Raw genomic sequence first — 21,892 nt, forward strand, 5'->3', positions numbered from 1 at the left:
AAATCCCAGTGTCCCAGCAGACCGTCACATCCGTGGTCGGCAAGGCCCGGTTGAACGGCTTCCACGTCGGCGTCCTGGTCATGTGCTCGCTGCTCATGATCGTCGACGGCTACGACATGGTCTCCTACGGCACCGTCATCAGCCACCTGATGGACGAGTGGAACATGGACCCGGTCACCGCCGGGACCCTCGGCTCGGCCGCGCTGGTCGGGATGCTCGTCGGCGGCATGTTCATCGCGCCGCTGGCCGACACCCACGGGCGCAGGCCGTTGATGATCACCTGCGTCACCGTGGCCAGCGCGGCGTCGCTGGCGTGTGCCTTCGCCACCGGACCGGTGCAGCTCGGCGCGCTGAGGCTGGTCGTCGGCGCGGCGCTGGGCGCGCTGGTGCCCAACTTCATCGCCCTGACCGGGGAACTGGCGCCGCAGCGGTCGAAGGCGCTGTTCGTGACGCTGGTGTCGTGCTTCTACTCCGTCGGCGGGATCGCGGCGGCGGTCTTCGCCATCTACGTCGAGCCGCTGTGGACCTGGCGCGGTGTCTTCTACATCGCGGGCGCGCCGCTGCTGCTCGTGCCCGTCCTGCTGCGCCACCTGCCCGAGTCGCCGGAGTACCTGGCGGTCAACGGCGACCGCGAGCGGCTGCTCGCGGTGCTGCGCAGGGTCGACCCCACCGGCGACCACGGCGGCGTCGTGGCCGACGAGCGCCCGGCGGCGGGCAAGGTCCGGCTCTCCCAGCTGTTCACCGGCGGCAACGCGCTCAACAACGTGCTGATCTGGGTCTTCTTCGCGATGTGCATGCTGCTCAGCTACGGCCTCAACACCTGGCTGCCCAAGCTGATGCAGACCGCCGGCTACCCGCTGGGCTCGGCGCTGTGGAACCTGGTGGTGCTCAACCTCGGCGGCATGATCGGCGCCGTGGCAGGCGGCTGGCTCGCCGACCGCTGGACCTACCGCGGCACGCTGGTGCTGTACTTCGTGCTCGCGTCGGTGTCGCTGGTCGGGCTGGCGTTCGACCCGAACGCCGTGGTGCTCAACCTCTTGCTGTTCGTGGCCGGGGCCGCGACCATCGGCGTGCTGGCGATCATCCACGCCTTCGCCGTCGAGTACTACCCGGCGCACGTCCGCTCGACCGGTGTCGGCTGGGCGGCCGGTGTCGGGCGCATCGGCGCCATCGGCGGTCCGACCCTCGGCGGCGCGCTGCTGGCGATGGAGCTGCCGTTCCAGCAGAACTTCATCGCGGTGGCGGTGCCCGGAGCCATCGGGGCGGTCGCGGTCGCGCTCGTGGCGGGCAAGAGGTTCCGGACCGCGCCGCGTTCCGAGCCGGTGGCCGGGGTGACATCCCGCCGCGGAAGCGAAGAAACCCGCAAAGTCTGATCGTGCCGTAGGAATCGTGCCGTAGGAGAGATCCGCCATGGCGTTCGTCGCCCCCCAGGTCTGGGAGAACAAGATCTTCACCGGACGGTGGAGCACCGCGGGCGGTGCGCCGTCGCAGGTGACCGAACCCGCGACCGGCAAGTCGCTCGGCCAGGTGGGCACCGCCACGCCCGCCGACGTCGACACCGCGTGCGAGCGGGCCGCGGCCGCGCGGCGGGAGTGGGAGAGCACGTCGTTCGAGGAGCGCGCGGCGATCCTGCGGCGGGCCGGTCAGCTCTTCGAGGAGCACGCGCCGGAGCTGCGGACCTGGCTGGTGCGCGAGGCGGGCTCGATCGGCGCGAAGGCCGACCTCGAACTGCGCACCGCCGCGACCGAGTGCTACGAGGCCGCGGCACTGCCCTCGCACCCCAGCGGTGACCTGCTGCCCGCCGCCGACGGGCGCCTGAGCTTCAGCAGGCGGGTGGCCGCGGGTGTGGTGGGCGTGATCGCGCCGTTCAACTTCCCGCTGATCCTGTCCATCCGCGCGGTGGCACCCGCGCTCGCCTTGGGCAACTCCGTGGTGCTCAAGCCCGACACGCGCACCGCGGTGTGCGGCGGTGCCGCGCTGGCGGAGGTCTTCGCGGCGGCGGGCGTCCCGGAAGGGGTGTTCCAGGTGCTGCCGGGCGGCGCCGACGCCGGTGCGGCGCTGGTGGCGAACAGGCACACCCGGGTGATCGCCTTCACCGGCTCCACCGGAGCCGGGCGCAAGGTCGCCGAGGCCGCGGCCACCCACCTCAAGCGGACGCACCTCGAACTGGGCGGCAACAACGCGCTGATCGTCCTGCCCGACGCCGACGTGGCCGCCGCGGCCTCCGCCGCCGCGTGGGGCGCGTACCTGCACCAGGGCCAGATCTGCATGGCGGCCGGACGGCACCTGGTCCACGAGTCGATCGCCGACGACTACGTGGCCGCCCTCGCCGAGAAGGCCCGTGCCCTGCCGGTCGGCGACCCGCACACCGCCGAGGTCGCGCTGGGCCCGATCATCGACGAGGGGCAGCGCGACAACATCCACCGCCTGGTCACCGCGAGCGTCGAGGCCGGTGCTCAGCTCGTGGCGGGTGGTACATACGAGGAGCTGTTCTACCGGCCGACCGTCCTGGACCAGGTCCGGCGGGACACGCCCGCCTTCGCCGAGGAGATCTTCGGGCCGGTCGCGCCGGTGTTGCGCTACCGGACGATCGAGGAGGCGGTGGAGATCGCCGCCGACTCCGAGTACGGCCTGTCGCTGAGCGTGCTCGGCGCCGACGCGATGCGGGCGTGGGAGGTCGCCAAGCAGATCCCAAGCGGGCTGGTGCACGTCAACGACCAGACCGTCGGCGACCAGCCCCACATCCCCTTCGGGGGTGTGCGCGACTCGGGCAACGGCGGTCGCATCGGCGGCGCCGAGGCCAACGTCGAGGCGTTCACCGAGACCCAGTGGGTCACCATCCAGGGCAGCATCCAGCAGTACCCGTTCTAGGCCGAGCCCGCGTCCTGCTCCGCCGCTGAGCGGCCGGCACCACACGCCGCCGCCGGGAGCCGTGCCCGGCGGCGGCTGGAGGAAGTGCGAGTGGCGGCGCCCTGGTCCCCGCGGAAGTCGTTGCGCGCCCCGCGAGAACGACGGTACGCGGGGAGCTCGGACCGCGGGCGTCCTACGAGGTCGCCACGTCCAGGGTGGGCCTGGACAGCTGGCGGCGGGCGCGGCCGAAGCCGCGGGGGTGGTTGAACGCCAGGACGCCCACGGGTCGCCCGTCGCGCTCGTACTGGGCGAGGAAGCAGCGGTCCTCGATGTCTCCGTCGAGGATGCGCACCTCGTCCTCGGGGTGGACGAAGCCCGCGAACTGGATGCGGACCCCGTACTGGTCGGACCAGAAGTAGGGCATGTCGGTGTGCTGTTCGTTGGTGATGCCGTCCAGCAGGTTGCGCACCGCGATCCGCGGCTGGCCGTTGGCGGTGGCCCAGTGCTCGGTGCGCACGTTCCTGCCTAGGTCGGGCCGGAAGACGCGGGCCACGTCGCCGACGGCGACGACGTTGGACAGGTCGGTCACGCCGCCGGAGTCGCAGAGCACGCCGTCGTGCAGGCTCAGGCCCGATCCGCTCAGCCAGCCGGTGTTGGGCTGGACCCCGATGCCGGCGACCACCACGTCGGCTGGCAGCTCCTCGCCGGTGGACAGCCGCACGCCGACCACGTGGCCCGCGGCCGAGCGCAGTTCCTCGACCCCGGCGCCGAAGCGGACCGCCACGCCGTGCTCGCTGTGCAGTGCCGCGCACGCGGAGGCCAGGCGCGTGCCGAGCACGCGAGCCAGCGGCAGCTCGGCGGCCTCGACGATGGTCACGTCCAGCCCGAGCTCGGCGCAGGAGGAGGCGACCTCGGCGCCGATGAACCCGGCGCCGATGACCACCACGTTCGGGCGTCCGGTCGTCAGCTCCTCGCGCAGTGCCTGGGCGTCCTCGAGCGTGCGCAGTGTGTGCACGCCGCCGACGCCCGCGCTGCCGGGAAGCACCCGGGTCGAGGCCCCGGTGGCGATCACGACGCCGTCGGTGCCGATCTGCTCCCCGCTGTAGAGCTCGATGCCGGCGTCGGCCGGCCGCAGGCGCGCCGCGAACTCGCCGAGCCGCCATTCGGCTTCGAGCTCGTCGAAGTCCTGCTGCTCGCCGAGCGCGAGGTCGGCCGCGCCGATCCGGCCCTTGAGGAAGTCCTTGGACAGCGGCGGCCGGTCGTAGGGCAGGTGGACCTCGGTGCCGACCACGACGAGCCTGCCGTCGAAGCCCTGCGCGCGCAGCTGCTGGGCCGCGGAGTACCCGCCCAGCGACGCTCCCACCACGGTGATCGTCCTCATGCGACGCTTTCCTGTTCCAGCGCGGCGTCCTGGCCCGCGGTCCGGCGGGGCGTGACGTCGACGTAGATGACGCCGTTGTCGACGGTCACCGCGTGGGTGCGCACCGGGCGCTTGGCCGGCAGGCAGGTCGGCTGCCCGGTGCGCAGGTCGAAGAACGCCGCGTGCAGCGGGCACTCGACGAAGCAGCCCTCCAGGAACCCCTCGGACAGCGAGGCGTCCTGGTGCGTGCACGTGTCATCCACCGCGTAGTACTCGCCATCGGCGTTGAACACCGCGATGGGAACGTCGGCGACGATCCGCGCGGACTCGCCGGGAGGCAGCTCCTCGGTACGGCAGACGGCGAACATGAGCCCTCCTGTTTGTTGCGCATAAGAGAACAGCAACCGTTATGCGCAACAGGCTCCACGACTCCGGGGTGGTCGTCAAGAGGGATCGCGCCGTTGGCCCGCAATGTTTCGCGCGCCCGGATTCCCTTTCCCGGCAACGCGATGCGCGCTGCGGAGGGTTACGTCGCGGTAACCCGCGGATGATCGGCGCGGGGCTCTTGACAGCGCAGGGGTGCGGCCTCATCGTTGTTTCCCATCAAGCAACAAGGTGCTTAATGCGCAACTTTGCAGGTTAGGGCCACCTTCCGGCCCGAATCCCCGAACTCCACACTCCCGGAGAGGAGAGCGTCCCTTGCTGCATCAGGTCCGCGGCGTCGTCGCGCGAGAGGTGGGCGCACCGGTCGAGGTGCTCGACGTCCTGGTCCCCGACCCCGGCCCGGGCGAGGCCCTGGTGGCCGTGCAGGCCTGCGGGGTCTGCCACACCGATCTGCACTACCGCGAGGGCGGGATCGGGGAGGACTTCCCCTACCTGCTCGGGCACGAGGCCGCCGGCGTGGTCGAGGCCGTCGGCGAGGGGGTCACCGAGGTCGCGCCCGGGGACTTCGTGGTCCTGAACTGGCGGGCCGTGTGCGGCCAGTGCCGGGCCTGCCGCCGCGGCAAGGCCCAGTACTGCTTCGACACCCACAACGCCCGCCAGCCGATGACGCTGGCCGACGGCACGCCGCTCTCGCCGGCGCTGGGCATCGGCGCCTTCGCCGAGAAGACCCTGGTCGCGGCGGGGCAGTGCACGAAGGTCGACGCCGGGGCCGACCCGGCGGTGGCCGGGCTGCTGGGCTGCGGCGTGATGGCCGGGATCGGCGCCGCGGTCAACACCGCTCCCGTGCGCCGCGGCGACACGGTCGCGGTGATCGGCTGCGGCGGCGTCGGCAGCGCGGCGATCGTGGGCGCCGAACTGGCCGGGGCGCGCCGGATCATCGCCGTCGACCTCGACACGAAGAAGCTGGACTGGGCCGAGGCCTTCGGCGCGACCCACCTGGTCAACGCCCGCCACGCCGACCCGGTGGAGGCGGTCCGGGAGCTGACCGGCGGTTTCGGCGCCGACGTCGTGATCGACGCCGTCGGGCGTCCCGAGACGTTCAAGCAGGCGTTCTACGCCCGCGACCTGGCGGGCACCGTCGTGCTGGTGGGCGTGCCGACCCCGGAGATGACCCTGGACCTGCCGCTGATCGACGTCTTCGCGCGCGGGGGAGCGGTCAAGTCGTCCTGGTACGGCGACTGCCTGCCCGGCCGCGACTTCCCGGAGCTCGTGGAGCTCAGTCAGCAGGGCCGGATCGACCTCGGCGCGTTCGTCACCGAGCGGATCGCGCTCGACGAGGTGGAGAAGTCCTTCGAGAAGATGCACCGCGGCGAGGTGCTGCGCTCGGTGGTGGTCCTCTGATGCCCGCCCGCGTGGAGAAGGTCGTGACCTCGGGTGTATTCGCCCTCGACGGTGGCACGTTCGAGGTCGACAACAACGTCTGGCTGGTCGGTGACGACCGCGAGGTCCTGGTCGTCGACCCGGCGCACGACCCGGACCTGGTGCTGGACGCCGTAGGCGAGCGCGAGGTCACCGCGGTCGTGTGCACCCACGGCCACAACGACCACATCAACGGTGCCGTCGCGCTGGCCGACAAGGTCGGCGCCCCGGTGCTGCTGCACGCCGACGACCTGGAGCTGTGGCAGCAGGTCCACGCCGAGCGGCCGCCGGACCGGACGATCTGCGACGGCGATCTGCTGACCGTGGCGGGCACCGACCTGCGGGTCCTGCACACCCCGGGCCACACCTGGGGAAGCGTCTGCCTGCACGCGGCCGAACAGGGCTGGCTCTTCTCCGGCGACACCCTGTTCCAGGGCGGCCCGGGCGCCACCGGCCGCTCGTACTCCGACTTCACCACGATCATCCGCTCGATCTCCTCGCGACTGCTGGAACTGGACGCGAGCACCGTCGTCCACACCGGACACGGGCCGACCACGACCATCGGCACCGAAGCCCCGAACCTGCCGGACTGGATCGCCCGGGGGCACTGAGCCCGGCACTCACCCCGCCTCTGGAGAAAGGACCAACGCTGGTGACATCTCCCGCCACACCCCGAGTGGTCATCATCGGTGCAGGCATCGTCGGATGTTCGCTGGCCGACGAGCTCACCGAACGCGGCTGGACCGACGTGACGGTCGTCGAGAAGGGGCCGCTGTTCGCCACCGGCGGCTCCAGCTCGCACGCCCCCGGCCTGGTGTTCCGCACCAACGGGTCCAAGGCCCTGACCGAGTTCGCCGACTACACGGTGCGCAAGTTCCGGGGCATGGACCTCGACGGGGCGCCGTGCTTCCTGCCCGTCGGCGGTCTCGAGCTGGCGACCACCTCCGAGCGGTGGGCCGACCTGCAGCGCAAGCACGGCCTGGCGACCTCGTGGGGCATCGGCTCGCAGCTGCTGGACCCGCTCGAATGCGTGGAGCTGTGGCCGACGATCGACCGCGAGCGGATCCTCGGCGGCTTCCACACCCCCGGCGACGGGCTGGCCAAGGCTCTGCGTGCGTGCGAGGCGCAGGCCCGGCGCGCGATCGCCAGGGGAGCGGTGTTCCTGGCCCACCACGAGGTCGTCGGCATCGAGCAGCGCGGCGGACGGGTGAGCAGCGTGGTCACCGACCAGGGGGTGCTGCCCGCCGACGTCGTGGTGTCGGCGGCGGGGCTGTGGGGTCCGAGGATCGGCCGGATGGCGGGTGTGGACGTGCCGTTGCTGCCGATGGCCCACCAGTACGCCAAGACCACGCAGCTCGCCGAGCTCGTCGGTGTCAACGACGAGCGCCACGAGCTCTCCCGGCCGATCCTGCGCCACCAGGACGCCGACCTGTACTTCCGCGAGCACGTCGACCGCATCGGGATCGGCTCCTACGCGCACCGCCCGATGCCGGTGGACCTCGCCGACGTGCCGAGCTCCGCGGCCGCGCAGGTCATGCCGTCGGTGCTGGAGTTCACCGCGGAGGACTTCGAGCCGTCCTGGCAGGACGCCCTCGACCTGCTGCCCGCGTTGCAGGACACCAAGGTCGAGGAGGGCTTCAACGGGATCATGTCGTTCACCACCGACGGCATGCCGCTGATGGGGGAGTCCCGCGAGCTGCCCGGTTTCTGGCTGGCCGAGGCGGTGTGGGTGACGCACTCGGCGGGTGTGGCGCGGGCGCTGGCGCAGTGGCTGGTCGACGGGCAGCCCGACACCGACGTCCACGAGTGCGACGTGCACCGCTTCGAGCAGGTCCAGCTCGACACCGATTACGTGCACGAGCGCGCGTCGCAGGCGTTCGTCGAGGTCTACGACGTGCTGCACCCGCTGCAGCCGGCGGAACGGCCCCGGCAGCTTCGGGTGAGCCCGTTCTACCCGCGCCAGCAGGAGCTGGGCGCCTACTTCCTGGAGGCCCACGGCTGGGAACGCCCGCACTGGTACGAGTCCAACGCCGAGGCGGCCGAAGGGCTCGAGGTGCCGGAACGGGGCGCGTGGGCGTCGCGGTACTGGTCGCCGGCCGCCGCGGCCGAGGCACGCGCGACGCGCGGGCAGGTCGCGCTCTACGACATGACCCCCCTGAAGCGGCTGGAGATCTCCGGCCGGGGCGCGCTGGACTTCCTCCAGCACATGACCACCAACCAGATGGCGGTCAGGCCGGGCACCGTCCGCTACACGCTGCTGCTCGACGAGGCGGGCGGGGTGCGCAGCGACCTCACCGTGGCGCGGCTGGAGCGCGACCGCTTCCAGATCGGCGTCAACGGCAACCTCGACCTGGACTGGTTCCTGCGCCACGCCCCCGCCGACGGCTCGGTCGTGGTCCGCGACATCACCGCCGGGACGTGCTGCGTCGGGGTCTGGGGTCCGCTTGCGCGCGACCTGGTGCAGCCGCTGAGCCGCGACGACTTCTCGCACAAGGGTTTCGGCTTCTTCAAGGCCAAGCACGCCCGGATCGCCGGGGTGCCGGTCACCGCGATGCGGGTGTCCTACGTCGGCGAGCTGGGCTGGGAGATCTACGCCGACTCCGACGTGGGCCTGCGGCTGTGGGACGCGCTGTGGGAGGCCGGGCAGGGGCTCGGTGTCACGGCGGGAGGCCGCAGCGCGTTCAACAGCCTGCGGCTGGAGAAGGGCTACCGCTCCTGGGGAACCGACATGACCACCGAGCACAACCCCTTCGAAGCCGGTGTCGGGTTCGCCGTCCGGATGGACAAGGCCGACTTCGTCGGCCGCTCCGCGCTGGTCGAGGCGGCGGCGGAGCAGCCGCGGCGGCGGCTGGTGCCGCTGCTGATGGACCAGCCCGAACACGTGGTGATGGGCAAGGAGCCGGTGCACACCGCCGACGGCTCGGTCGGCTACGTCACCAGCGCGGCCTTCGGCTACACCATCGGCCGCTCGATCGCCTACGCGTGGCTGCCCGCGGACGCCGCCGCGCCCGGCACGCGGGTCGACGTCGAGTACTTCGCCGAGCGGCTGCCCGCCACCGTCGCCGAGGAACCGCTGTTCGACCCGGAGATGGCCCGCATCCGCCGCTGAAGCCGCGGCACGGGTCGCCTCCGCGGCGACCCGCACCGAACCGACCGCCACCGTCGCGGCCCGGCGACGTCGCCGCCGGGCCGCTCCGCACAACCCACCCGAACTACCCCTGTGAGGTTGCTGTCATGACCACGACCGGATCGCCGCAGAGCCTGATGGCGACGTTGCCCGGCCACTACTACACCGACCCGGCCATCTTCTCGTTGGAGCAGTCCCGGATCTTCGAGGAGCAGTGGTTCTGCGCGGTGCGCTGCGACGACCTGGACAAGCCCGGCGCCTTCCGCACGGTGCAGATCGGGCGTGAGAGCGTGCTCATCGCCCGGGGCCGTGACGGCGCGATCAATGCGTTCCTCAACATCTGCCGCCACCGCGGCGCGCGGCTGTGCACCGAGGAGAAGGGCGAGGTGCGCCGCTCCTTCCAGTGCCCGTACCACGCCTGGACCTACGGCCTGGACGGCAAGCTGATCGCCGCGCCCAACCTCAACGACATGCCCGACATCGACCGCACCGAGTTCGGGCTGAACCGGCTGCACGTGCGGGAGTGGCTGGGGTATGCGTGGGTGTGCCTGGCCGAGGACCCGCCGTCGTTCGACGACACGGTGGTCTCCGATGTCACCGCGCGGCTGGGTGATGCCGGGGCGATCAACTCCTACGACATCACCGCGCTGAAGCTGGGCAAGCGCATCGAGTACGACGTGAAGGCGAACTGGAAGCAGATCATCGAGAACTTCATGGAGTGCTACCACTGCGCCACGATCCACCCCGAGCTCACCGAGGTGCTGCCGGAGTTCGCCGACGGTTTCGCCGCGCAGTACTACGTCGGTCACGGTGCGGAGTTCGGTGAGGACGTGCAGGGCTTCACCGTCGACGGCAGCGAGGGCCTGGAGCGGCTGCCCGGGGTGACCGAGGACCAGGACCGCCGCTACTACGCCATCACCGTGCGCCCGCAGGTGTTCATCAACCTGGTGCCCGACCACGTCATCTTCCACCGGATGTTCCCGGTCGCGCCGGATCGCACGCTGATCGAGTGCGACTGGCTGTACCTGCCCGAGGTCGTGGAGTCCGGCCGCGACCTGTCCCGCTCGGTCGAGCTGTTCGACCGCGTCAACCGGCAGGACTTCGACGCCTGCGAACGCTGCCAGCTGGCCATGGACTCCCGCGGCTACAGCAAGGGCGGAGTCTTCGTCCCCAGCGAACACCACATCGCGGAATTCCACGACTGGGCCCGGGAGCAGATCGGCGAAGGCTCCGGCGGCGAGTGAGCAGCGGCGGGTGGCGGCTGTCGGACCCGCCACCCGCCGCACCCGCCACCTCGGCGGGAAACCTGGTGGCACCGGCCCTGAGCCGGTGCTCAGAGGCGATGGTCGACGGCCAGGTCGTGGGCGGCGCTCACCACCCCGTCGTCGAGCGCGGTGGGGGTCAGCTCGGTCAGGGCGCCGTAGGAGGCGATGACCGCCGACTCGAAGCGCTCCAGGTCCAGGTCGGGCACCTCCTCGCGCACCGAGCCGACCGAGCTGCCGTCGAAGTCCAGGCCGAGGTGGGCGTAGATCTCGGTCAGGAGCGGCCGCAGTACCTCGGCGCCGTCGAAGATGGCCACCGCGCTGAACAGCCACGCCTGCCGCACCAGCCGCTGCGCGGTGCCGACCAGCTTGACCACGCCGCGGGCGTTGACGCTGTAGGCACCGGGGCAGTACTCGCCCGGTACCGCACCGACCCGGGCGTCCACGCCGTGCTCCCGGAGCACGTCCGCCCACAGGTGCCCGTAGTCGGTGAACCGCTCGTTGAGCCCTGCCGGGAAGTCCGGGTGCGGGCTGACGTGGTCGACCACGACCGACTGCTCGGTGTAGGCCACCGCGCGGCCGCCCTGCGGCCGGACGAGCGGCTGGAACCCCGCGTCGCGCGCGGCGCGGACCGCCGCGTCGAAACCCGGCAGGTGGGAGTCCCGGCGGCTGAACGCCACGACCGGTGCCGTCGGCCGGTACACCCGCAGGACCGCCCCGGAGTCGCCGCGGCTGACCCCGCGCAGCAGCGCGTGCGCGACCGCGATCTCCAACGCCTGGTCTTCGTCCGCGCCGAGGGCGCCGTGCAGGAGGTCCACGCCCCGAGCTTAACCAGTGCGCACGCGCGGTCCCGGACCCCGCGCGGCCGCGGGCTTCCGGCTGGCTTCGGCTTATCTTGCGCTGCGGTTCCGTGCGCCCGACACGCGACCGCACCCCGGCCGTCGAGGTCGGCCGTTGCGACGATGGACGGATGGGAACGCCGTCGTCCGGGGCCGCTCTGCCGGGACGGAGTGCGGGCGAGCAGGTGCGTGCGGCGGGCAGCGGCTCTGGCTCGTGAGCAACGATGTGACACCGGCCTGGACCACCGTCAGCGGGTTCGTGCTCAGCGCCCGCGACCAGCGGTGCCGGGACCGCCACCGACATGCCGATCTCCTGCGGTCCGCTGCCCAGGTGCCCGACCAGCAGTTCCCCCACCGCGACGCCGACCAGCACACCGCCGATGACGCGCACCGCGGGCCGACCGCGCGCCCCCTGCTCGTCGAGGAGGCTGACCATCGCCGCGATCGGCGCGAAGATCGGGCTGGGCCGGCCGAGCAGCCGCTGCGCAGGCCACCACGCCGCGGCGGCGGTGACCGCCGCGAGCACCACCCGAGGCCAGGGCTCCGGGACGTCGCGGCAGCGCTGGCGTGCTGCGGCCGGCCGCTTCGAACGGGGGCCGGCTGACGGGCGGCGGGCGATGAACCTGCGAGTCGGCTTGGGGAATGAGCGGTATGCCGCATCCGGGCGCGCGGCCGATCGGTCGACGAGGGTTGACCACCCGGACCACCGAACTTAACCTTCCGCATACCGACTAGTCGGTCTCAATGGGGTGGTGGGATGGGCGCTGTTGAGGACTACCTCGCGGATCTGCGCGTGCGTCAGCAGGAGGTGTGGCCGCCGGGCATCCCGCGCGAGGTCGAGTACCCGCTCGGCGAGCGGCCGGTCACCGAGTACGTGAGCCACTGGGCGCGCACGGTTCCCGACCGCGTCGCCTACGACTTCTACGGACGCCGCATCACCTACGCCGAACTGGACGAGCTCGCCGCGCGGTTCGCGGGATGGCTGGACGCGGTCGGCGTCGCCCCGGGCGAGCGCGTCGGGGTGTTCCTGCCCAACTGCCCGCAACTCGTGGTCGCCATGCTCGGCGTCCTGCGCGCGGGGGCGGTGTACGTCCCGGTCAACCCGATGTTCCGCGAGCACGAGCTGCGCCACGAGCTGGCCGACGCGGGCGTGTCCGTCCTGCTGTCGCTGGACGCGCTGTACCCACTGGTCGAAAAGGTGCGGCCGGACACCGCCGTGCGCGAGGTGCTCGTCACCGCGCTGACCGACATGCTGCCGCCGGAACCCGTGCGTCCGGAGCCAGGTTCGGTGCGCGCCCCATCGGAGATCGCGAGCGGATGGGCGCGGGCGCTCGCGCATCCGCCCGCGCCGGGACGTGGAGCCGACCTCGACGCGCTGGCGGCGCTGAACTACACCGGCGGCACCACCGGCATGCCCAAGGGCTGCGAGCACACGCAGCGGCACATGATCTACACGGCCGCCACCGCCGCGGCGGCCGCGGGCATCGACGTCACCGGCGGGCGGCCCGAGGTCTTCCTGATCTACGTGCCGATCTTCTGGATCGCGGGGGAGGACTTCGGAATCCTGGTGCCGCTGTTCTGCGGGAGCACCGTCGTCCTGCTGACCCGCTGGGACGCGGGCGCGGTGCTGGAGGCGGTGACCACGCGCCGGGTCACCACGATGCTCGGCACCGTGGACAACTACGTCGAGCTCATGGAGCACCCCGACTCCGGTGCCCACGAGCTGTCGTCGCTGCGCCGGCCGCGCGCGATGTCGTTCGTCCGCAAGCTGACGCCGCGGTTGCGGCAGCGGTGGCGGGAGCTGGCCGGGCCGGGAAGCGTGCTGCGCGAGGCTTCCTACGGGATGACCGAGACCCACACCGCGGACTCGATCACCGAGGGCTTCCAGGCGGGCGACCACGACCTGCTCACCGCTCCGGTGTTCTGCGGGCTTCCGGTGCCCGGCACGGAGTTCATGGTCGTCGACGAGGTCACCGCCGAGCCGCTGCCGCTGGGCGCGACGGGGGAGATCGTGGTCCGCTCGCCGTCGCTGCTCACCGGCTACTACCAGCAGCCGGAGGCGACCGCCCACGCGCTGCGCGACGGCTGGCTGCACACCGGCGACCTCGGGATCGTCGACGAGGACGGCTGCCTGCACTACCTCGGCCGCAACAAGGAGATGATCAAGGTGTCGGGCATGAGCGTCTTCCCGTCCGAAGTGGAGAGTCTGCTCGCCAGACATCCAGGCGTGCTCGGTGCGGCGGTCGTGCCGAAGACCGATCCCGAGCGCGGCCAGGTGCCGGTGGCGTTCGTGCAGCCCGCCCCGGGAGCGGAGCTGGACGAGGCCGCGCTGCGGGAGTGGGCTCGGCTCAACATGGCGCCGTACAAGGTCCCGGTCGTGCGGTTGGTCGACGCGCTGCCGATGACCGCGACCGGGAAGATCCAAAAAGGACGGTTGCTGGAAGAGGCCGAACGGCTCACCGCGCGACCGTAGTGGGAAGGGTGCAGATGCAGATCGCCGGACTGCTGGTGGCCAACCGGGCGGAGGTGGCGGTCCGCGTCATCCGCGCCGCCGGGGAACTGGGTGTCGAGACCGTCGCGGTGCACGCGGCCGACGACGCCGACGCCCTGCACGTGCGGATGGCCGATCGCGCGGTGCCACTCCCGGGTACCGGGCCCGCCGGCTACCTCGACGGTGCCGCCCTGGTCGACGCGGCTCGCTCGACCGGCTGCGACGCCGTGCACCCCGGCTACGGTTTCCTGGCCGAGAACGCGGGTTTCGCCCGCGCGTGCGTCGAAGCCGGACTGACCTGGGTCGGGCCGGAACCGGAAACCCTCGACGTGCTCGGCGACAAGACGCGCGCCAGGGAGCTGGCGGCCCGCTGCGGTGTGCCGGTGCTGGCGGGGACCTCGGCGATCAGCGGTCCCGACGAGGCGGAGGAGTTCCGCGCGGGCCTGCCGGGCGGCTCCGCGGTGGTGGTCAAGGCCGTCGCCGGCGGCGGTGGACGCGGGATGCGCGTGGTCGCCCCGCACGAGGACCTGGCCGAGGCCGTCGCTCGCTGCCGGTCCGAGGCACGTGCCGCGTTCGGCGACGACGGGGTGTTCGTGGAGCAGTTGCTGCGGCGCGCCCGGCACATCGAGGTCCAGGTGCTCGCCGACGCGGGTGGTGCGGTGGCGGTCCTCGGCGACCGCGACTGCAGCCTCCAGCGCCGCAGGCAGAAGCTGGTGGAGATCGCGCCCGCCCCCGACCTGCCCGACGAGGTCCGCAAGGCCCTCGCGGAGGCGGCTTCGACCCTCGCGGGCCAATGCGGGTATCGCGGGCTGGGGACGTTCGAGTTCCTGGTCGAGGCCGGGGACGTGGGAGAGCCCCGCTGGTACTTCATGGAGGCCAACCCGCGGTTGCAGGTCGAGCACACGGTGACCGAGGAGGTCACCGGCATCGACCTGGTCCGCGCGCAGATCCGCGTGGCGGCGGGAGCGAGCCTGGCCGACCTCGGTCTCGCGCCGGGAGAGCTGCCCGCCGCGCGCGGGTTCGCCGTGCAGGCGAGGCTCAACACCGAGCGGTTGACGGTCGGAGGCCAGGCGGTACCCGCGACCGGCACGATCACCGCCTACGAACCACCCGGCGGGCCGGGGCTGCGGGTCGACGGGTGCGGGTACCCCGGCTACCGGGTCAGCCCGCGCTACGACTCGACGCTGGCCAAGCTCGTCGCACGCGACTCCGCTCCGGTGCTCGCCGACGCCGTCGGCAGGGCCCACCGCGCGCTGGGGGAGTTCCGCGTCGAGGGGGTGGCCACCAACCGCGAACTGCTGCGCAGCCTGCTCGCGCGACCGGAGGTGCGGGCAGGTGCCGTGCACACCACGTTCGTCGACGACGTGCTGTCCGAACTGGACGGTGTGGGCGTCGAATCCGTGGCGCTGCCCGGACGCGACGACGTGGTCGAGGTGACCGCGCCGATGGCGGCGACCGTGGTCGAGGTCTGCCGGGCGCCGGGGGAGCCGGTCCGCGGGGGCGAGGTCATCGCCGTCCTGGAGGCGATGAAGATGCAGCACCCGGTCAGCGCCGCCACCCCGGGTGTGGTGGCCGAGGTGCTGGTGAAGGTCGACGACGTGGTGACCGCTGGGCAGCCGGTCGCGCTGGTTTCACCGGGCGAGGAGGAGGACGGCGGCGAGTCCGGCACCGCGGCGGTCGACCTCGACGCGCCGCGCCCGGACCTCGCGGCGCTGCGGGAGCGGCGGGCGGTGCTGGCCGACGAGGCACGGCCCGACGCCGTCGCCCGGTGGCACGACCGGGGCCGCCGCACCGCCCGGGAGAACATCGCCGACCTGTGCGACGAAGGCACCTTCGTCGAGTACGGCGGGCTCGCGATCGCCGCGCAGCGGCGTCGCCGCTCGTTGCGGGACCTGGTCGAGCGCACCCCCGCGGACGGGCTGGTCGCCGGCGTGGGCGCGGTCAACGGGGCCGACTTCGAACACGCCCGCGTGGTCGCGATGTCCTACGACTACCTGGTGCTGGCCGGGACGCAGGGCCAGCGCGGGCACGCCAAGAAGGACCGCATGTTCGAGCTCGCCGAGAGCGCCCGGCTGCCCGTGGTGCTCTTCGCCGAGGGCGGCGGCGGCCGGCCGGGCGACACCGACGGCAGCGGCGTCACCGGACTGGACTGCCGCGCCTTCGCCCTCTACGCGCGGCTCAGCGGTGTGGTGCCGCTGGTGGGCATCGCCTCCGGACGCTGCTTCGCGGGCAACGCCGCGCTGCTCGGCTGCTCCGACGTCGTGATCGCCACGCCGGATGCGTCGATCGGCATGGGCGGCCCTGCGATGATCGAGGGTGGCGGCCTCGGCGTGTTCGCGCCGGACGAGGTCGGGCCGACCGAGGTCCAGCGCGCCAACGGCGTCATCGACCTGGTGGCCCGCGACGACGCCGACGCCGTCGCACTCGCCAGGAAGTATCTGTCCTACTTCCAGGGCGCGGCGTCGCGGTGGGAAGCGCCGGATGCGCGCAGGCTTCGCCACGCCGTGCCGGAGAACCGGTTGCGCGTCTACGACGTCCGCGCGCTGATCGAGGATCTGGCCGATGTGGACTCGGTGCTGGAGCTCCGGCGCGACTTCGGGCACGGCGCGGTCACCGCGCTGGTGCGGGTGGAGGGCAGGCCGCTGGGCCTGATCGCCAACAACCCGGCGCACCTGGGCGGTGCCATCGACTCGCCCGCGGCGGACAAGATCGCGCGTTTCCTCCAGCTCTGCGACGCCTTCGGCCTGCCGGTGCTCTCGTTGTGCGACACGCCCGGTTTCATGGTCGGCCCGGACGCCGAGCGCACCGCGACGGTCCGGCACGTCAGCCGGATGTTCGTCAACGCCGCCGCGATGTCGGTGCCGTTCGGGGTGATCGTGCTGCGCAAGGGCTACGGTCTCGGCGCGCAGGCGATGGCCGCGGGCGGGTTCCGGGAACCGCGCTTCACGATCGCCTGGCCCACCGGGGAGTTCGGGCCGATGGGACTGGAAGGCGCGGTGCGGCTGGGCTACCGCAAGGAGCTGGAGGCCATCGCCGACCCGGCGCAGCGGCAGCGCAGGTTCGAGGAGATGGTCGCCGCCGAGTACGAGCGCGGCCAGGCCACGAACGTGGCTTCGGCGTTCGAGATCGACGACGTGATCGACCCGGCCGAGTCCCGCCGGTGGATCGCCGCCCTGCTGACGCCGGAGGGGCCCTCGGCCCCGGCCGGAGGCCGCAGGCCCTGCGTGGACACCTGGTGAGCACTCCTACGGTGCCGGTCGGCATCCCCCATGGCGCCCCGCAAGGGTGCCCCTAACAGAGAAAGTGGATGACTAGGGGTAGCGGGCCATGTTCGTTACGTGCTCAACCCGATAGAGTGATCACGACGGTGGGAAACGGCACACTTTTCTGACTTTCCGTGGTGAAGAGGGGAAAAGGTGCCGTCATCCGGCATTGGCCGGTTCCCGTCGTCGCCCCCGAGGAACGATCCGGAGCCGGCCGAGCGCAGCGGGATCGTCCGGACCGCTCGCGGGCGGCTCCCGGACCCCGGTCGCACGCCGCCCCTCGCGGTGACCAGTCCTGACCCGGCTGGTGACCGGCCGGAACCCCGGCCGTCCTCGGAAACGACCGACCGCCGACGGGCTGACGGCCGGCACGCCGCCGCGCGGTGCTGCCACCAGCGGCTGCGCCCCCTGGGCCGCGCTGCGCGCGCCGGGTCCGCCGGACGTCGCCGGTCGGACGCACATCCCGCACATCTGCGATACCGAGAGGAAGAGAACTTGCTTCCCAGCCCCACGCCTCCGCCCGGACCGACTCCGCCGCCGGACCCCCGTCCGGACGTGGACATCGAGATCGAGCAGAACGACTCGCACAACCTCGTCAGCGTGCACGACGTCCTGAGCGGCAACGAGGTCGCCAACGTCGCGGCCGCCGGCAACACCGTCGGTGACGTCGAGGAGTTCGAGCCGTCGGCGGCCTCGGTTCCCGGCGACCTGAGCGGTCTCGGCCTGGAGCCCGGCGAGATCGCCGCCGACCTGGCCGAGCACCTGCCGACCGACGACCTCACCGGCGCGCTGCCGGTCGAGGACGTGGCCGGCACCCTGCCCGCGCCGGCCGACCTGCCGGTCGTGGGCGACGTCGCCGACCAGGTCGCCGGTCACGCGGACCTGCCGCTCGACCTGCTCTGAGGTACCGCCGGTGCCGGGCGGACACCCGGCACCGGCGGCGGCCGTGAGCAAGAACCTCACCGGTTGGTGGCCAAGCGGCTGAGTCGCTTTCGGGGATCGAAGCCAAGCTCTCAGTGGCGCTGGAGCTCGGTGCGCGAGGCGGCGCCGAGCTTGCGCAGCACGCGCGCGACGTGCTGCTCCACCGTGCGCCGCGACAGGAAGAGGGCCTCGGCGATCTCCCGGTTCGTGCGGCCTCCGGCCAGCAGCCGGGCGACGTCCTGCTCGCGCGGCGAAAGCTCGTTGCCGTAGCCGCGCCTGCCCCGCCGCGACGGCGTGGTGGTGCCGTGGCTGCGCAACAGGTGGCGGCACCTCGCCGCGTCGCGCGTCGCGCCCAGCTCGGCGTAGCGGTCGGCCAGCTCCCCCATGCCGTCCGGTCCACCGGGCGCGTGATGTGCCGCCAGCTCGGCCATCCGCAGCGCGCGGTAGGGCACCCCCAGGCGCTCGTAAGTCCGCCCTGCGCGGTGGAATTCCTGAGCCGCGGCCGACGGCCGTCCCCGGTGCGCGGCGATCCGGGCTCGGCAGTCCAGCAGCGCCACCTCGGCCAGCGGAGCGTCCAGAGAGGACAGACCCACGGCCAGTTCCTCGGTCACCTTCTCCGCGTCAGCGGTCCTGCCCGCCGCGCAGTACGCCTCGACGGCTTCCGGCACCAGCTCCCCGGCCCACGCCCACACGCCCTTGTGGCGGAAGACCTCCAGCCCGCGGTCGGCCTGCCGGCACGCCTCCACGACGTCGTCCTGGGCCAGCCGGACGCTCACCACACCGCCGAAGGCCGCCAGCATCACCGGCGCGATCGAGTTGCCCGGGTCCGACAGCCCGGTGCGGGCGAAGTGCTCCGCCGCGCCGTCCCAGTTCCCGTGCGCGGCATCGGTCCAGCCCAGCACCAGGTGCAGTTCGCTGACCACCGGCATCAGGTGCTGGTAGGTCTCGGCGAGCTGCCACGCCCGCTCCTGCAGCCCCGCCCAGCGCCCGGCCATCCAGTCCAGCCGGATCCTGGTCGCCTCGGCGGTGCCCACCACGTACGGCGCGCCGCAGCGGGCGGCGACGCTCAGGCCGTTGCGGATGAACCGCTCGGCCTGCTGGTAATGCCCGGTCCACGAGCACGAGTCGGCCAGGTTGCAGTAGAGGCGGGCGATGTGGCGCTGCTCGCCGACGTCGTCGGACAGCGGATCGACCCGCGCGAGCTGTTGCCAGGCGAGCGGGTCGCCGACGTGCATGCGCCCGCCGATCGAGTTGGCCAGCACCGCGAACCCCGACAGGCCGCGCGGGACCGCTCCCAGCTCGCGCTCGATCCGTTGCAGCCAGCGCATGTTCTCGGCCAGCGGCGTGATGCCGATGTAGGGCAGCGCCAGCACCGCCATCCCGCGCAGGGCCAGGTCGGGCCGGGTTCCCAGGTCGTCGATGGCCAGCTGCACCTCCACCCGGCCGCGCTCCAGCGCGCCCTCCTGGCGGATCAGCAGCAGCCCGAGGCCCAGCCGCACCTCGCCACGCACGTCTTCGGACAGCCGGGTGTCGGGGAGCAGCCGCTCCAGCTCCGCGGTGACCTCGTGCTGGTGCAGTCCGGTGAGCGCGTCCTGGCACAGCCTGCTCACCAGCCGGTTCACGTCGGCCGGTGGCACCGCGGGCTCGGCCACCAGCGACAGCCGCAGCTCCACGGCGGTGGTGGCGTCGCCCGCCTGCATGGCCAGGGCGGCGGCCTCCTCGCCGTAGCGCAGCCGCGCGGCGTGCTGGCCCGCCCGCTTGGCGTGCTCGGCGAGCATGAGCAGCGGTCTCGGGTCCTGCCTGGCCAGCATGCGCAGCGCGCGGTTGTGCAGCTCCTGCCTGCGCGGCCCGGGCAGTGCGTAGTACACCGCGCGCTGTGCGAGCGGGTGGCGGTAGCGGTAGCGGCCGTCCTCGTCCTCCACCAGCACCCCGGCGGTGAGCAGCTTCGAGACGGCGGTGCCCGCTCGCGCCGGCGCCAGCATCGTCATCGACGCGAGCAGCGCGACGTCGGCCGGGCAGTTGAGCACCGCCGCGCACTCGGCGAGCGCCCGGGCGTGGGCGGGCAGGCCGTCCAGTCGCTCCAGCATCGCCTCCCGCAGCAGGGCCGGGACCTCCAGCTCGGCCAGCATCCGCTTGGCGCCGCGGCCGTCCGGACGGATGCCGCCTTCCCGCTGGCGCAGCGCGTGCAGCGTTTCCTCCAGCACGAAGGGAATTCCGGCCGTTCCGCCGTGCAGGTCGACGGCGAACTCGTGCGACACGGGCGTGCCGAGGATGGCCTGGGCGAGGCCGCGCACCTCCTCGGGCTCCAGCGGACCCAGCACCAGGTGCGCGCTGCTGGTCCCCGGTGACGGGCGGAACGCCCTGCCCAGCGCGGCGGAGCGGCCGGGCAGCTCCTCCCTGCGGTAGGTGACCACGAGGGAGAGCCCGGGCGGCGGATCGGTCATGACGAACCGCAACAGCTGCCGCGAACCCTCGTCGGCCCACTGGATGTCCTCGACCACGACCACGACCCGGCCGAGCGCGGCGAGCAGGTCCCGCACCGCGCGGAACAGCCGGTGCCGTTCGGCCGCCTGGTCGCCGAGCGGTTCCGGTGCCGGCGGAAGCCGGTCGGCGAGCTCGGGCAGGTAAGGGCGCAGCGAACCGGTGACGGCGCTGAGCCGACCGGAAGCCGACAGCCGCTTGGCGCAGCCGCCGAGGCACTCGAACACCACGCCGTGCGGGAACGGGTCGCGCAGCGGCTGGCAGTAGCCCGTGGTGACCCACACCGACTCGGAGCGCACCGCCACCAGCAGCTCGTTGACCAGCCGGGTCTTGCCGATCCCGGCCTCGCCCTCGACGAACACCACCGACGGCGCGGTGTTCACGGCGGTGACCAGTGTGCCCAGCTCCGCGGTGCGGCCGATGAGCACCGGCGAACTCGTGCGCAGGCCCACCGAGGACGTGTTCTGCCGGGCGGAAGTACACGCGTCTTGCGGCATCGGCTGCTCCCGGACCCGGACCCCGCACGTGATGGAGCGGTGGTGGAAGCCTAGGCATGCCGATCTCGGCGGCGCAATCCGCCGGCGGCGGCCACCCTCAGCGGTGATTTCCCGTTTTCGCAACCGTTTCAGCGGACCGCGGCACGTGCCGCCCGCCGGCAGGACAGCAGGCGGCCGAGGTCGTCAGCCCTGCGTGATGTAGGACTCGAGCTGCTCCTGGCTCTGCTCCAGGGCGTCGATGCGGCTCTTGACGACGTCGCCGATGCTGACTATGCCGACCAGCGCCCCGCCTTCGACCACGGGCAGGTGGCGGATGCGGCGTTCGGTCATGATCTCGGTGAGGCTCTCGACGGCGTCCGCGGGCGTGCAGGTGATGACGCTGGTGGTCATGATCTCGGCGACGGTGGCCGTCAGCAGCTCCGCGCCGCGCTCGTCGAGGCGGCGCACGACGTCGCGCTCGGAGACGATGCCCAGCAGGTCCTCGCCCTCGCCGACCACGGCCATCGCGCCGATGTTGTGGTGCGCGAGCATCCTGAGCAGCTCGCTCACCGCGGCGGTCGGGCGGATGGTGGCGACGTCGGAGCCCTTCTTGCTCAGGATCTCGGAGATGCGCATGGGTGGTACCTCCCGGTCGGTCACGTCTTCGTGGATCGGTCCTGGGCGGTCGGCTGGCGGCTGCTCGGCGGCCGGTGCGGAGGGCGGCGGTCCGGCGCGACAACGATCGTTCGGCGCGGGCACCGCGGATCCCCGCGGGCTACTCATGGTAGCGGTGGGCGCAACGCCCGACGAAGTCCAAGCGGAGGAGCCGCGGCACAGCGAATGGTTCGAACCAATGCTTGGGTCTTTGACCCGGTGTCGGCCGCGGCGCGGGGTCTCTTCCGGCGACCTCGAAGCGGTCGGTCGACCGCCGGAAGCGCTCCCTTGTTCGTCGGCGCGGTCTGTCCACTGTGTCCGCGAACTCGGGGCGGGGATGCGGTTTTCGGTCGCCCTGACGCGTC

At 72.5% G+C, this 21,892-nt stretch carries 15 protein-coding genes; 10 read left to right on the forward strand and 5 right to left on the reverse strand.

Going from position 1 to position 21,892, the window contains the following annotated elements; translation table 11 throughout:
* Positions 1 to 8: 8 nt before the first annotated feature.
* Together SACE_RS15240 and SACE_RS15245 are read left to right on the forward strand one after the other, a co-directional pair.
* Entirely contained in the window at positions 9 to 1,373 is a 1,365-nt protein-coding gene (locus SACE_RS15240; protein WP_009945268.1) for an MFS transporter, read from the forward strand.
* Positions 1,374 to 1,410: 37 nt separating this feature from the next.
* Entirely contained in the window at positions 1,411 to 2,871 is a 1,461-nt protein-coding gene (locus SACE_RS15245; protein ID WP_009945266.1) for an aldehyde dehydrogenase family protein, read from the forward strand.
* A 172-nt stretch (positions 2,872 to 3,043) separates the two neighbouring features.
* Here the strand turns inward: SACE_RS15245 and SACE_RS15250 are convergent, their stop codons facing one another.
* Both SACE_RS15250 and SACE_RS15255 read right to left on the reverse strand, forming a co-directional pair.
* On the reverse strand, positions 3,044 to 4,231 hold the full coding sequence (locus tag SACE_RS15250) for an NAD(P)/FAD-dependent oxidoreductase (protein ID WP_009945265.1): 1,188 nt from the start codon (positions 4,229 to 4,231) through the stop codon (positions 3,044 to 3,046).
* Positions 4,228 to 4,578, reverse strand: coding sequence for a bifunctional 3-phenylpropionate/cinnamic acid dioxygenase ferredoxin subunit (locus SACE_RS15255; RefSeq protein WP_009945264.1), 351 nt, complete (start codon positions 4,576 to 4,578; stop codon positions 4,228 to 4,230). Before SACE_RS15255 ends, SACE_RS15250 begins: the two co-directional genes overlap by 4 nt.
* A gap of 331 nt (positions 4,579 to 4,909) precedes the next feature.
* Between SACE_RS15255 and SACE_RS15260 the strand changes: the two genes are divergently transcribed.
* The 4 genes from SACE_RS15260 (at position 4,910) to SACE_RS15275 (ending at position 10,384) form a co-directional block, all read left to right on the forward strand.
* Positions 4,910 to 5,995 (forward strand): S-(hydroxymethyl)mycothiol dehydrogenase, encoded by a 1,086-nt coding sequence (locus SACE_RS15260; RefSeq protein WP_009945263.1) that lies wholly within the window; start codon positions 4,910 to 4,912, stop codon positions 5,993 to 5,995.
* Complete coding sequence (locus SACE_RS15265) at positions 5,995 to 6,624, forward strand: MBL fold metallo-hydrolase (RefSeq protein ID WP_009945262.1); 630 nt, start codon at positions 5,995 to 5,997, stop codon at positions 6,622 to 6,624. Before SACE_RS15260 ends, SACE_RS15265 begins: the two co-directional genes overlap by 1 nt.
* A 41-nt stretch (positions 6,625 to 6,665) precedes the next feature.
* The gene (locus tag SACE_RS15270; RefSeq protein WP_443706300.1) at positions 6,666 to 9,122 is read left to right on the forward strand and encodes a GcvT family protein; all 2,457 of its coding nucleotides are present in this window, start codon (positions 6,666 to 6,668) and stop codon (positions 9,120 to 9,122) included.
* Positions 9,123 to 9,247: 125 nt separating this feature from the next.
* Positions 9,248 to 10,384, forward strand: coding sequence for an aromatic ring-hydroxylating oxygenase subunit alpha (locus SACE_RS15275; protein WP_011873941.1), 1,137 nt, complete (start codon positions 9,248 to 9,250; stop codon positions 10,382 to 10,384).
* 89 nt (positions 10,385 to 10,473) lie between these two features.
* On the opposite strand, the gene SACE_RS15280 is transcribed toward SACE_RS15275, so the two are convergent.
* On the reverse strand, positions 10,474 to 11,220 hold the full coding sequence (locus SACE_RS15280) for a lipoate--protein ligase family protein (RefSeq protein WP_009949096.1): 747 nt from the start codon (positions 11,218 to 11,220) through the stop codon (positions 10,474 to 10,476).
* Positions 11,221 to 11,455: 235 nt separating this feature from the next.
* On the opposite strand from SACE_RS15280, the gene SACE_RS15285 reads away from it, so the two are divergent.
* From SACE_RS15285 to SACE_RS15300, 4 genes are all read left to right on the forward strand, one after another.
* On the forward strand, positions 11,456 to 11,845 hold the full coding sequence (locus SACE_RS15285; RefSeq protein WP_021341759.1) for a hypothetical protein: 390 nt from the start codon (positions 11,456 to 11,458) through the stop codon (positions 11,843 to 11,845).
* 153 nt (positions 11,846 to 11,998) lie between these two features.
* Positions 11,999 to 13,714: an AMP-binding protein gene (locus SACE_RS15290; protein WP_011873942.1), complete on the forward strand. Its 1,716-nt coding sequence runs from the start codon at positions 11,999 to 12,001 to the stop codon at positions 13,712 to 13,714.
* Between the two features lie 14 nt (positions 13,715 to 13,728).
* On the forward strand, positions 13,729 to 16,971 hold the full coding sequence (locus SACE_RS15295; protein WP_011873943.1) for an acetyl-CoA carboxylase family protein: 3,243 nt from the start codon (positions 13,729 to 13,731) through the stop codon (positions 16,969 to 16,971).
* A 579-nt stretch (positions 16,972 to 17,550) separates the two neighbouring features.
* The gene (locus SACE_RS15300) at positions 17,551 to 17,898 is read left to right on the forward strand and encodes a hypothetical protein (protein WP_009949089.1); all 348 of its coding nucleotides are present in this window, start codon (positions 17,551 to 17,553) and stop codon (positions 17,896 to 17,898) included.
* 110 nt (positions 17,899 to 18,008) lie between these two features.
* Here the strand turns inward: SACE_RS15300 and SACE_RS15305 are convergent, their stop codons facing one another.
* Complete coding sequence (locus tag SACE_RS15305; protein WP_231850012.1) at positions 18,009 to 20,894, reverse strand: LuxR family transcriptional regulator; 2,886 nt, start codon at positions 20,892 to 20,894, stop codon at positions 18,009 to 18,011.
* Between the two features lie 183 nt (positions 20,895 to 21,077).
* A complete protein-coding gene (locus SACE_RS15310; RefSeq protein ID WP_009949085.1) occupies positions 21,078 to 21,509 on the reverse strand; it encodes a CBS domain-containing protein in 432 nt (143 codons plus the stop codon).
* Positions 21,510 to 21,892: the final 383 nt, after the last annotated feature.

Source organism: Saccharopolyspora erythraea NRRL 2338 (assembly GCF_000062885.1).
Classification (GTDB): Bacteria; Actinomycetota; Actinomycetes; order Mycobacteriales; family Pseudonocardiaceae; genus Saccharopolyspora_D; species Saccharopolyspora_D erythraea.